We start from the raw sequence: 12,743 nt of genomic DNA on the forward strand, positions 1-12,743 counted from the left end.
GGGATTGTTTATGAACACGGACTATAATGACGAGGTGTCAAATGGAAAAATTGATTCTTATTGATGGGAATAGTATTATATATCGTGCTTTCTTTGCGATGCCGCCTCTGACCAGCTCCAGTGGCGTGCATACGAATGCGGTTTATGGCTTCACGAATATGTTATTGCGCCTGCTCCAGGAGGAGCAGCCCAGCCATATTCTGGTCGCTTTTGATGCGGGCAAGGAGACGTTCCGCCACGAAGGCTATCAGGACTATAAGGGCGGTCGCGAGAAAACTCCGCCGGAGTTGTCTGAGCAATTTCCAATTATGCGCGAACTGCTGGAGAGCTTCGGAATTGCTTGGTTCGAGCTGCCGGGTTATGAGGCCGACGATATTATAGGCACGATGAGTAAGCAAGCCGAAGAAGCCGGGCACAATGTGCTGGTTGTTACCGGCGATAAGGACATGCTTCAGCTTGTCTCGGATAAAGTGAAGGTGGCGTTGACTCGTAAAGGTATCACCGAGGTTGAGCCTTACGGTGTTCAGGAGATCGAGGAGAGATATGGTCTGCGTCCGGAGCAGATTATTGATTTGAAAGGCCTCATGGGCGACGCATCGGATAACATCCCCGGGGTACCGGGCATCGGTGAGAAGACTGCTCTGAAGCTGCTTCATCAATTCGGATCCGTAGAGGAAGTCTTGGCCCGTACGGATGAATTGAAGGGGAAGATGAAGGAAAATCTGGTGAGCCATGCGGAAGATGCCCGGATGAGCAAGCAGCTGGCCACGATATTCCGCGAAGTGCCCGTCGAGCGTTCCTGGGAGGATATGGCCTTCAGCAGTGTATTAGGAGAACCGGCAGCGCAAATGCTGCGCAAGCTGGAATTCAAATCACTGCTTGAGCGTCTATCCTTTGCGCACGGCAATGAAGAAGAGGCTAAAAACGAAGGCCAGAGCCTGAAGGAAGTGCAGGTTACGATCATCAATGCTGAGACGATACAGCAGCTTGTTGGAGCGTTGCCGCAGGTACAGAATATGATGGTGGAGTCCTATGGGGAGAACCCGCATCATGCGGTATTGATGGGTGTTATTTTATCGACCGAGGATCACCATTTTTACCTGAGCCCGGAAATACTGCAGGCTGACTATGCGTCGCCAGTCATTAAATGGCTTGGAGATGAGAGCATCAAGAAGCATGGCTATGATTTGCATCGGGCAGATCTCACCTTGCATTGGCAGGGGGTTGCCTTCGGTGGAGCCGAGCATGATATTCAGCTCGCTGCCTACCTGCTGGACCCGACAAATAATGACCAGACCGTAAGCGGCCTGGCTGCGAAGTACGGTATTGGTACCGTTGCAGCAGATGAAGAGGTATACGGAAAAGGCGCCAAGTTTAAGGTTCCCGATCAAGACCGGCTTAGTCAGCATTTAGCGCGCAAGAGTGCGGCTCTATTGCAGATTTTGCCGCTGCAGAAGCAAGAACTCGAACAGGTTGAAATGAATCGCTTGTTCTATGAGCTGGAGATGCCGCTATCACGGATCCTGGCCGACATGGAGAAGCAGGGCGTAGCTGTGAACCGCGATACCCTGCTCGACTTAGGGGCCGAGTTCGAGGCACAGATTAGTACACTTATTGCCGAGATTTATGCAAGTGCGGGGTTGGAATTTAATTTGAACTCGCCGAAGCAATTAGGTGAGGTTCTGTTCGATAAGCTTCAGCTTCCAGTGATCAAGAAGACGAAGACCGGATACTCTACAGATGCCGAGGTGTTGGAGAAGCTAGCGCCTTATCATGATATCGTGCAGTATATCCTGGAATATCGTCAGCTTGCCAAGTTGCAGTCTACTTACATCGAAGGATTGCTTAAGGAAATTCATCCGAAGACGGGAAAGGTGCATACTTATTTCCGTCAGACGATCGCGGCAACCGGCCGGTTGAGCAGTCAGTTCCCGAATTTGCAGAACATTCCGATTCGTCTGGAGGAAGGGCGCAAGATCCGCAAAGCATTTGTTCCTTCAGAGGAAGGCTGGTTCATGTTATCTGCCGACTATTCTCAGATCGAGCTGCGCGTTCTTGCCCATATTTCAGGGGATAAGGGCTTGCAGGAGGCTTTCCTGCATGATATGGACATCCACACGAAAACTGCGATGGATGTATTCGGGGTATCTGCCGATCAGGTAGATGCGAATATGCGCCGTTCTGCCAAAGCGGTGAATTTCGGGATTGTGTATGGGATTAGCGATTATGGCCTCTCTCAGAATTTGAATATAACACGTAAGGAAGCGGCAAGGTTTATCGATCAATATTTTGACGCTTTCGAGGGTGTGCGTGCTTATATGGATGACATTGTGAAGGAAGCGAAGCATAATGGCTATGTAAAAACCTTGCTGGAACGCCGACGTTATTTGCCGGAGATTAATGCTTCCAACTTCAATCTGCGTTCGTTCGCAGAGCGTACAGCGATGAATACGCCAATCCAGGGAACGGCCGCGGATATTATCAAGCTGGCTATGATTCTGATGGATAATGCGCTGCGGGAACATAACTTAAAGAGCCGCATGCTGCTTCAGGTACACGATGAATTGGTATTTGAGGTTCCGCCAGACGAGGTGGAGCTAATGACAACGCTTGTCCCGGAGACGATGGAACGGGCGCTTGTCTTGTCCGTGCCGCTTAAGGCTGAGGTTAGCAGCGGTGTGAATTGGTATGAAGCAAAATGACCAGGAACCTGTTGAAATAGATGAGGTGAAATAGATTATGCCGGAATTGCCGGAGGTAGAGACGGTTAGAAGAACATTGTCGGATCTTGTTGTGGGCAAGACCATTCAGTCGGTGACGGTATCGTTGCCGCGAATTATTCAAAAGCCCGATGATATTAGACAGTTTGAGCTTGATCTTGAAGGGCATTGTATTTTGGAAATGGGTCGCCGAGGGAAGTTTTTGCGCTTTATTATGGACGGAGTGGTTCTCGTCTCTCATTTGAGAATGGAAGGACGTTACGGCTTGTATCATAGCAGCGATCCGGTTGAGAAGCACACGCATGTTATTTTCCAATTTACAGATGGAACGGAGCTTAGATATAAGGATGTGCGCCAGTTCGGAACGATGCATTTATTTGCGGCCGGAGATGAGTTTAATCACAAGCCTTTGTCTAAGCTGGGACTTGAACCGCTCGATGAGTCGTTTACGTATGAGGCTTTTCACAAGGTGATGGCTAAACGGTCGACCAAAATTAAGGTGGCGCTATTGAATCAGGAATATGTGGTCGGGCTTGGCAATATTTATGTAGATGAGGCGTTGTTCCGCGCCGGAATTCACCCTGAGACTCCCGCTTGCGAACTAAGTGATGATCTGCTTTGCAAGCTTCATACTATGATCTTGGAAACATTAAATGAAGCGGTTGAAGCTGGCGGGTCCTCCATAAAGTCCTATGTGAACGGACAGGGAGAGATGGGAATGTTCCAGCAATCGCTGCGTATTTATGGACGGAAGGATGAGTCATGCGTAGTTTGTGGTCACCCTGTCGAAAAGATGGTCGTTGGAGGCCGCGGAACGCATTATTGCCCGAAGTGTCAGCCTTTGAAGCGGACAAGCGTTAAAAAGACTAAACTCAAACATTCCACAGCTTCTTCGAATTTTAAAGTCGACGGCGAGGTGAGAGGATGAATATTGGACTAACCGGTGGGATAGCAACCGGAAAGAGCACGGTCTCTCGCATGCTTGTGTCGTTAGGAGCAGCGCTGATTGATGCCGATGTCATCGCCAGAGAAATCATGGAGCCGGGGCATCCGGTTCTGGCTAAAGTCGCAGAGCATTTTGGAGAGGATATTTTGAATCCGGACGGAACTTTGAACCGCAAGCGGCTTGGGGCAGTTGTATTCTCGAACCCGGAGCAGCGTAAAGTGCTGAATGAATTAACTCATCCGGCCATCCGCAACGAGATGGCGGCGAGAATGAAAGCGCTGGAAGCGGCTGATCCTCATCGTCTGGTCGTTTGTGATATTCCTCTCCTATATGAGTCCGGACAGGAAGGGCTTTACGAGCAGATTATGGTCGTATATGTTCCAAAGGAAGTCCAGCTGGAACGATTGATGGAACGCGATAATCTGACTATGGAACAGGCGAGTTCAAGGCTGGCAGCACAGATGGATATAGAATGGAAGAAGAGCAAAGCCGATGTTCTGATCAACAATAGTTACGGATTGGATGAGACGAAGCGTCAAATCGAGACATTTTGGCGGGAAAAGGTTTCTATATGAGGCTGCTGCGGAAGAAGAGAGTGCTGCTTTTGCTGTTTCTTGGTTTTGTTGTCATTCTGTTTTTTAATTCTGCATGGTTGTCTATGTTCTATCCGATCTATTATAAAGAAGAAATTAAGCAGCATGCGCGGGAGAATGGTCTGGATCCCTTGATTGTGGCTGCGATTATTCGAGTGGAGACGAATTTTAAAGCGGGTGCTGAATCAAAGAAGGGTGCCCTCGGAATTATGCAAATTATGCCGGATACGGCGGAGTGGGTTATTTTAAAAGCGAAGTATGACAAGGTGCCTCTTGATAAAGTCAAGAACGAGATTGATGCGAATATTCAGATCGGAACGTGGTATTTGAAGTCGTTGTCGGAGCAATTTGATGGAAATCCAATCGCTATGATTGCGGCCTATAACGCGGGACCGACCAATGTAAAAAATTGGATCAAGAGTGGAAGATGGGACGGTCAATTAGAGTCGGTGAAGGATATCCCGTTTGGAGAGACCAGGCATTATGTACAGAGGGTGACTCATTACTACAAACAATATTCCGAGATATATGATGATTTTTAAGGAAAGCCTCGGTTACAATAGATATAAGGAAAGCACTAAAAGGCTTTAGAGCCTTTCAATGCTTTCCTGAGAGCTTACTTATTTGAATTGGCCTGCCAATTGTTGTTCGGCGATAGTTACCAGACGTTTAGTAATGTAACCACCGATCGAACCGTTTTCGTAAGAAGTCAGGTTACCAGCGTATCCATCTTGTGGAAAATTAATGCCAAGCTCTTGAGCAACTTCATATTTCATTTGCTCGAGTGCGCCAGTAGCTTGTTTTACTACCAGGTTGTTAGAAGAATTTTGCGCCATTGTTGTTCACCTCCTTGCGGTTGGTAACAGTATTATGCTCCGGTATTTGAAACTTCATTACAGATTTTTTTAGTTATTTATTGGCAGTCTTTTTTGTCAGTCTTACTTGCAGGAATAACAGTTAACAGAAGCAGAAGGGAGACATTTTTGCGTGAGATGTCCGTATTGTGACTATATGGGGACGAAGGTGCTTGATTCGAGGCCAGCTAACGAGAATCGCTCGATCCGCCGCCGTCGTGAATGTGAGAAATGCAGCCGACGTTTTACTACATTTGAGATGGTGGAGGAGATGCCGCTCATCGTCATTAAGAAAGATGGCAGCCGCGAGGAATTCAATCGCGAGAAGCTGCTAAGAGGACTGATGCGTGCTTGTGAGAAAAGGCCGGTATCTGTCGAGCAATTGGAGTCAGTCGTATCCGCGGTAGAGCGTCAGATGCGCCACTCTGCGAACGCGGAAGTGGAGAGCCGTGAAATCGGCGAACTGGTCATGGAACAGCTATATCCGGTTGATGAGGTGGCTTATGTCCGATTCGCCTCGGTATATCGTCAATTCAAGGACATTAACATGTTCATGAAAGAATTGAACAGCTTGCTCTCCAAGCCTGCGAGCGAGGAGTAAGCGCAACGGGGTGCCCTCTGGCGGGAGTGGCATCGCAGGCTGGTTCGTTTCAGCTCATATTGCCGGTTCGTACATTGCTCGTACATCGGTTCGTGCTGGCGGCCGGCTACATTTTAGATGTAAAAGAGTGCAGCCTTTAAGTTCAGGCAGCACTCTTTCTTTGTGGATTTGAGTCAAGAGGCTAACGGAAATCAGTGCCGCTATTTGGTCTGAAAGGGCCGTTTTTGAATTCTAACGGAAATGGAGTCCCTTATTTGAAGTTTTTCAGCAGAATAAGGGTAGACTATACCCAAATAGGGGATCAGATTTCCGTTACAATTACAGAATCGTTGAATTCGCCAAAATAGCGGAACTAATTTCCGTTAGAGCTGGTGCATCAATGAGATACACACCACCGACGATACCAAGCGACCACACCAAGATATGACGACTCTAATCGCACCAACAATACTAATAACACAACGCTACGCCACAACGATACCAACAGCACTAACGCACTAACGGCCCTAGAGCCCCAAGGGCACAAAAAAACTAACAACCAATAAGCCCCAAGTCACTAACACCAAACAATGCCACTAACGCTACACAATGCCACTAATAGCATAGAAGCACTAAGAACACAGAAGCAGTAAGAACACAGAAGCAGTAAGAACACAGAAGCACTAAGAGCACAGAAGCACTAAGAGCACAGAAGCACTAAGAGCATAGAAGCACTAAGACACAAAAACACCTGGAGCACACAAGCCCCAAGAGCATAACAACATCAACAGCACCAACAGCCAATGGCTCCCAAGTCACTAACGCCACACAATGCCACTAATAGCTCCAAGAAGAACACAGAAGCACTAAATCACAGAAGCACCAATAGCACTAGCAACATGACTAACGACACCGCCAGCAACCAACAAGCGACCGACAAGCAACCAACAGCCCCAATAGCCCCAACAATCCGCCGCTACTAACTACACCAGCTAGACTAACCCGTATGTTCGATAACGCTGAGCCGCTGGTGAAGGCGAGCGGGTTTTGGTCCACTAATCGATGCAGAAAGATCTAACGGAAACCAGTGCCGCTATTTGGTCTAAAAGAGCCGTTTTTGAATTCTAACGGAAATGGAGTCCCTTAATTGAAGTTTTTCAGCAGAATAAGGGTAGACGTTCCCCAAATAGAGGATCAGATTTCCGTTACAATTGCAGAATCGTCGAATTTGCCAAAATAGCGGATTCAATTTCCGTTAGAGTCTGGCGCATCAATGACATCAACGGTCAACTACCCCAACTCCACTAACCCGTATGTTTGATACGCTGAGTCGCTGGTGATAACGGGACCGACAGCGCTAATAACACGACACTACCAACGAACCCTAACTAACACACCAACCCCATCTAACCCAACCTGTATGTTCGATAACGCTGAGCTCCGCTGGCGATCGCGAGCCGGTTTTCGTCAACCAATCGATGCAAAATCGATCTCGTATGCCGTCTTCTGCTTGAAAAAAAAAAAAAAATTTCTCTAGGAGTCAACGGTCCCGGTATTCGAATCGCACATATNTGTAGATCGCGAGCCCGTTTTCGTCAACCAATAGATGCAAAATCGATCTCGTATGCCGCTCGGATAGCCGTAAATGAGCTGCAAGTTCTCTAGGAGTGAACGGTCGCGGTGTTCGACGAGCGAATCGTATTATTTCTGCTTCCACCCAGTCAAGCTGTGGTGAGACCTCCAATGAAAGAAATTTGCCTACGAAAGAAAGCACCAGTTGCTTGCAGACGCCGGGATCGTCACGGATAGACAGATAAGCAATCGGAAGGAAGTACCAATCATCAAGGACAAGCAATGCCTGTTTCATGCAGAGATCCTTAAACCGGGCAACCTCCACATCTCTGGCATGGGATCGATAACCATGAATCTCGATGCAGCCCTTAACTCCTCCACCGGGCATGTACGCAAGATCCAAATAGCGATACCCGTTATTGAAGTCGCGTAGTTCATATTCAGGGTACAGGTGATCCAGATTGCCGATAGCAGGAAACCAGATCGAGCGTAAAAATTCAACAGTTCCATGTCCTAGCCCATTTTGCAATAGTTCTCTTCTTCTCGCCCCCTTCTCCTCGTGAATCTGCTGTTGTAGCCACGCCTCATAAACTGGTTCAAATAAACTCATCTTCTTTCCCCTCACCTCAAAAGTAATAAAAAAACCGCCTTAACACATGGGCTCCTAAGAGCTTTGTGTCAAAGCGGCATGTGCTTCATGTCCGACACGTATAAATTACCCTATTTTTACAGATGAATCAAGAACCTTAAGGAGCGGAAAGAAGCAGCTGGAAGAGGAACGCTCATGAGACCTGTCAAGTCCAGCGCGGTCTCTCCTTAGTCCACAATAGGCCGTGAATTGATACCAAATTATCGGCAGATTATTACGAGGCGATATCTCACTGTGCAATAACATGAATCTATCCTACAGAGAAATGGGAGGGGCTGAGCTAAGAATGCAGGACCGAATTCCGGAAGTATACCGATTAGTGGAGTTCGAGTGGCTATAATCCACCATATTTATTAATGATAAGCGAATAAAGATATCAGTTATGCAAATAATGCAGCCAGAGGGCTGTATTATTTTTTTTGCGGCAGGATGACCGCGTCTAAAGATCTAGTATAGATCCATAATTTTTACACTCCGTTTACAAAACGAAAACATGGCTTTGATAATAGGCTTCTATAATCAGAGTATACAAACAAATGAGGGGGAAACCTGAATCATGAAAAAGAGTATGTTACTGGTTTTAACGATGATATTGACTTTAACGCTGGCTGCTTGTGGTCAAGGAAGCAGTTCTAATAATAAGACAGCGAATTCTTCGGACAACTCGTCTACAGGAAATACCACGAACAGCGGCAACAAGACGGAGCTCTCCGGTTCTATCCTGGCAGTAGGCTCATCGGCATTGCAGCCACTTGTTGAACAAGCTAGCCAAAGCTTCATGGATCTGAATCCGAAGGTATCGATTCAAGTGCAAGGCGGGGGTAGTGGAACAGGGTTGACGCAAGTATCCGGAGGACAAGCGGATATCGGGAACTCCGACGTATTTGCTGCTGAGAAGTTGGAAGCAGGTCCTGCGGCAGAACTGGTTGACCATCAAGTCGCTGTAGTGGGCATGGCAACTGTAGTTAATCCGGATATTACAGTAGATAATCTGACTAAAGATCAGTTGGTTAAAATCTTCAAAGGCGAAATTACAAACTGGAAGGACCTTGGCGGCGCAGACCAAAAAATCCAAATCATCAACCGTCCATCCAGCTCCGGTACACGGGCAACCTTCGAGAAATATGCATTAGGCACGAAGACAGAAGATTTGGCTGGCGCGATTCAAGAGGATTCCTCGGGTACAGTTAAGAAGCTGGTTAAAGAAACACCAGGAGCGATCGGCTACCTTGCGCTTTCCTATCTTGACGATTCCATCAAAGCTGTGAAATACGAAGGTGTAGATCCGACTGAAGATAATGTTGCAAATGGGACTTATCCGGTATGGGCTTACGAGCACATGTACACAAAGGGTGAGCCAAATGAAATCGTGAAGGCTTTCCTGGACTACATGACTTCCGATGAAATACAAAATAAAGATGTTGTCGAGCTTGGATATATCCCGGCCAGCAAAATGCAAGTAACACGCGATATCGATGGCAACATCACTAAGTAATAATTGACAACATAATTAAAGTACTTAAGGAGGCGGATATCCTGCCTCTTTAAGTGCTGTGTAAAGGGAGAGGTCTATGAGTCAGTCCGGTGGAAAACAAAAAGTCAAACAGCATGTTATCGAAGAATGGACCGGAAAAATATTAACCTCCTTTTGTATCGTCCTGCTCGTTGTAATTATTTTCTCCATGGTATACTTTGTGGCGACAAAAGGATTAAGTGCATTTTTTCAAAATGGAATTAAAATCAGCGAAATATTCGGAACGACCTGGAAACCGGATGGAGAGCCACCTCTTTTCGGTGCTTTGCCGTTTATCATAGGCTCATTCAGCACTTCCCTGCTGGCTGCTGTCATCGCTGCTCCGCTTGGCGTCAGCGCGGCATTATTTATGGTCGAAATTATGCCTAATATCGGGAGAAAATATTTGCAGCCCGTAATCGAGCTGTTGGCTGGAATTCCTTCGGTAGTATACGGCTTCGTCGGCCTTAGCGTTATCGTCCCGTTCTACCGTACTATTTTCCCGGGTCAGGGCCTTGGCATTGCTGCGGGTGCAACGGTTTTGTCAATTATGATACTGCCTACCATTACGTCGATCGCGACCGATGCGCTCGCTTCTCTTCCGGCCGGACTGAAGGAGGGCTCTTATGCGCTTGGAGCAACCAGATGGCAGACGCTGTCGCGTACGGTCATTCCAACGACGATGCCTGCGCTTATGACAGGGATCGTGCTTGGAATGGCGCGTGCCTTCGGTGAGGCTTTGGCCGTCCAGATGGTTATCGGCAACGCACCGCATATCCCTAAATCCCTATTTGAATCGACCTCGACATTAACGAGTGTTATCACGCTCAGTATGGGCAATACAGTAATGGGCTCAATGCAAAATAATGTACTGTGGACGCTGGCGTTGATTCTGATGCTGATGACCTTCGTCTTCGTCTTTATTGTCCGTCGGCTTGAAAGGAGAGCACAGCGATGAGTGCAAGAACAAAAGATAAAGTAGCTACCGCCGTAATCGTCACTCTGGCTGGGGTTATCGTCCTTGTCATGGCCGGTTTGCTCGGCTTCATTCTGGTCCGGGGACTCGGACATGTCAGCTTCCACTTCTTGACCTCTGCACCGCAGACGATCAAGGAGGGCGGGGGGATCGGGCCGCAATTGTTCAATTCCTTATTCCTGCTTGTATTAACTATGATCATTACAGTTCCTTTAGGTCTTGGCGCAGGTATCTATATGAGTGAATACGCCAAGCCGGGGAAAATTACAGATACGATTCGTCTGATTGTTGAGGTGCTGTCTTCTTTCCCTTCGATCGTAGTTGGTTTGTTCGGTTTGCTCGTCATTGTAAATACATTTGGACTCGGCTTCTCGCTGTTCTCCGGCGCGCTGGCTCTAACCGTCTTCAATTTGCCGCTGATGGTTCGGATTACGGAACAGGGCATGTCCGGTGTCCCTGCTGCACAGAAGGAAGCAAGCCTTGCGCTTGGGGTTTCCAAATGGAAGACGATTAAATCCATTATGATGCCGATTTCGATGCCCGTGATACTGACCGGAACGATCCTTGCAGCTGGCCGGGTATTTGGCGAAGCCGCAGCTTTGTTATTTACGGCGGGAATGAGTAGTCCAAGACTGGATTTCACCAATTGGAATCCGCTGAGCCCCACTTCGCCGCTGAATCCATTCCGTCCGGCGGAGACGCTGGCTGTACACATCTGGAAGATCAATTCCGAGGGACTGGCTCCGGATGCTCCACAGATTGCTGCCGGCGCTTCCGCGGTGCTGATATTAACCGTGCTGATCTTCAACTTGCTGGCACGCTGGGTTGGTCGTCTCATGCTGAAGAAATTTACGGCTGCGAAATAGGAGGGCTTCCATGCAAAATATTGAATTGTCCACAAAAGATCTGAATGTATTCTATGGTGAGAAACATGCGGTTAAGCAAATCTCGCTCGACTTTGCCTCCAAGCAGGTTACGGCTCTGATCGGCCCTTCCGGTTGCGGTAAATCGACTTTTCTGCGCAGTCTGAACCGAATGAACGATCTGATCGAAGGATCGCGCATCACCGGCGAAATCTGGATCGGCGATGAGAATATCAATGATCCGAAGACCGACGTGGTACTGCTGCGGCAGAGGATCGGGATGGTCTGGCAGCGCCCGAATCCGTTCCACAAATCGATCTATGAGAATATCGCTTTTGGTCCGCGCTATCATGGCATTCGCGACCGCAAGAAGCTGGATCAGATTGTGGAGGAATCATTGGTTAAGGCAGCGCTGTGGGAGGAGACCAAGGATCGTCTGCATCAGTCGGCCTTGTCCTTGTCAGGCGGCCAGCAGCAGCGTCTGTGCATCGCCAGATCGATAGCGGTGAGTCCCAGCATCATCCTGATGGATGAGCCTTCCTCTGCCCTGGACCCGGTATCTTCGGCCAAGATCGAAGAATTGATCGCGGAGCTGAAGGAGGAATACTGCATTATCATCGTTACCCATAATATGCAGCAGGCCGCTCGTGTATCGGATAAGACCGCATTTTTTCTGATGGGAGAGCTCGTGGAGTATGATGAGACAAGTATGATCTTTACGAATCCATCGGACCAGCGGACGGATGATTATATATCTGGTAGATTCGGCTAATTTCGAGAACGGATAAAAGAACCCTTATTCCCGCTTAATAGCGTGGATAAGGGTTCTTTTACGGATGTGGCCTCTTTTTTGTTTTAAATGGTTAGAGTACAATAGTGATTAGGCTCTGAATGCTAGAGCAGAGAAATAACCAACAATTCATATAAGACTAATGGGAGAATAACATTGTTGTAATAGGGGCCTCCGTAAAGTCCACGCGGCTGCGGATACCCATAGTTAGCCCCGTGTCCATCCCAGTTCCAAGGATGCCCATCATGATGCCCTTGGCCTTGGCCAAGCTCATGTCCCGACCATGGATTATTGCCTTGCCATTGTCCGTCACCTGGAGAGCCGGGAAGGCTGAGGAACAATAATCCGCCATCAAGGTGGATTAGTTGGCCTTCATATGTTACGCCGTCGATCGTTTGTACCCGTACGTTGTGATTGACATATTTTTGGCCGACGCGATGCATCTGGTCTCTGAAATCTTTGACGGATTTGACAGTGTTGGGATGAGCCTCATAAATCACTTGATTTTGCCCTAATGCCATAACTAATAACCTCCACTTGGTCGTATTTCCTTCTGGCTCATCATATGTGGGAAGGACTAGGGAGGTGCCTATACATTTTAGACTATGGTCCAGTATATATTTACGACCTGAGACTGTTTAGAATAGCCGCATTTAAGTTCATACTAAGGTCTAACTCTATTGAACG

General features: G+C 47.8%; 12 protein-coding genes. 9 read left to right on the plus strand and 3 right to left on the minus strand.

Going from position 1 to position 12,743, the window contains the following annotated elements; genetic code table 11:
• Positions 1-41 precede the first annotated feature (41 nt).
• From polA to BN1360_RS13245, 4 genes are read left to right on the plus strand one after another with little or no spacing between them, the layout of a single operon-like run.
• Positions 42-2,702, plus strand: coding sequence for a DNA polymerase I (gene polA / locus BN1360_RS13230; protein WP_068780330.1), 2,661 nt, complete (start codon positions 42-44; stop codon positions 2,700-2,702).
• A 37-nt stretch (positions 2,703-2,739) separates the two neighbouring features.
• Positions 2,740-3,648, plus strand: coding sequence for a DNA-formamidopyrimidine glycosylase (gene mutM, locus BN1360_RS13235; protein WP_082790060.1), 909 nt, complete (start codon positions 2,740-2,742; stop codon positions 3,646-3,648).
• On the plus strand, positions 3,645-4,241 hold the full coding sequence (coaE, locus tag BN1360_RS13240; RefSeq protein WP_068780331.1) for a dephospho-CoA kinase: 597 nt from the start codon (positions 3,645-3,647) through the stop codon (positions 4,239-4,241). Before mutM ends, coaE begins: the two co-directional genes overlap by 4 nt.
• Complete coding sequence (locus tag BN1360_RS13245; RefSeq protein ID WP_068780332.1) at positions 4,238-4,801, plus strand: lytic transglycosylase domain-containing protein; 564 nt, start codon at positions 4,238-4,240, stop codon at positions 4,799-4,801. The genes coaE and BN1360_RS13245 overlap by 4 nt, the downstream gene beginning before the upstream one ends.
• Before the next feature lie 78 nt (positions 4,802-4,879).
• Here the strand turns inward: BN1360_RS13245 and BN1360_RS13250 are convergent, their stop codons facing one another.
• Positions 4,880-5,095, minus strand: coding sequence for an alpha/beta-type small acid-soluble spore protein (locus BN1360_RS13250; protein ID WP_068780333.1), 216 nt, complete (start codon positions 5,093-5,095; stop codon positions 4,880-4,882).
• A gap of 151 nt (positions 5,096-5,246) precedes the next feature.
• On the opposite strand from BN1360_RS13250, the gene nrdR reads away from it, so the two are divergent.
• Positions 5,247-5,714, plus strand: a complete 468-nt coding sequence (gene nrdR / locus BN1360_RS13255) for a transcriptional regulator NrdR (protein ID WP_068780334.1) — start codon at positions 5,247-5,249, stop codon at positions 5,712-5,714.
• A 1,519-nt stretch (positions 5,715-7,233) separates the two neighbouring features.
• Here the strand turns inward: nrdR and BN1360_RS13260 are convergent.
• Positions 7,234-7,875, minus strand: a complete 642-nt coding sequence (locus BN1360_RS13260) for a transcriptional regulator (RefSeq protein WP_068780335.1) — start codon at positions 7,873-7,875, stop codon at positions 7,234-7,236.
• A gap of 595 nt (positions 7,876-8,470) precedes the next feature.
• Between BN1360_RS13260 and BN1360_RS13265 the strand changes: the two genes are divergently transcribed.
• The 4 genes from BN1360_RS13265 (at position 8,471) to pstB (ending at position 12,038) form a co-directional block, all read left to right on the plus strand.
• On the plus strand, positions 8,471-9,409 hold the full coding sequence (locus tag BN1360_RS13265) for a phosphate ABC transporter substrate-binding protein (protein ID WP_179016109.1): 939 nt from the start codon (positions 8,471-8,473) through the stop codon (positions 9,407-9,409).
• A 76-nt stretch (positions 9,410-9,485) separates the two neighbouring features.
• Positions 9,486-10,385, plus strand: coding sequence for a phosphate ABC transporter permease subunit PstC (gene pstC, locus BN1360_RS13270; protein ID WP_068780337.1), 900 nt, complete (start codon positions 9,486-9,488; stop codon positions 10,383-10,385).
• The gene (gene pstA / locus BN1360_RS13275) at positions 10,382-11,269 is read left to right on the plus strand and encodes a phosphate ABC transporter permease PstA (RefSeq protein WP_068780338.1); all 888 of its coding nucleotides are present in this window, start codon (positions 10,382-10,384) and stop codon (positions 11,267-11,269) included. Before pstC ends, pstA begins: the two co-directional genes overlap by 4 nt.
• A 10-nt stretch (positions 11,270-11,279) precedes the next feature.
• Positions 11,280-12,038 carry a phosphate ABC transporter ATP-binding protein PstB gene (pstB, locus tag BN1360_RS13280; protein ID WP_068780339.1) on the plus strand — a complete coding sequence of 253 codons (759 nt, stop codon included), beginning with the start codon at positions 11,280-11,282 and terminating at the stop codon, positions 12,036-12,038.
• A gap of 122 nt (positions 12,039-12,160) precedes the next feature.
• Here the strand turns inward: pstB and BN1360_RS25945 are convergent, their stop codons facing one another.
• The gene (locus tag BN1360_RS25945; protein ID WP_068780340.1) at positions 12,161-12,577 is read right to left on the minus strand and encodes a hypothetical protein; all 417 of its coding nucleotides are present in this window, start codon (positions 12,575-12,577) and stop codon (positions 12,161-12,163) included.
• Positions 12,578-12,743 lie beyond the last annotated feature (166 nt).

The organism is Paenibacillus sp. GM2, assembly GCF_900069005.2.
Classification (GTDB): Bacteria; Bacillota; Bacilli; order Paenibacillales; family Paenibacillaceae; genus Fontibacillus.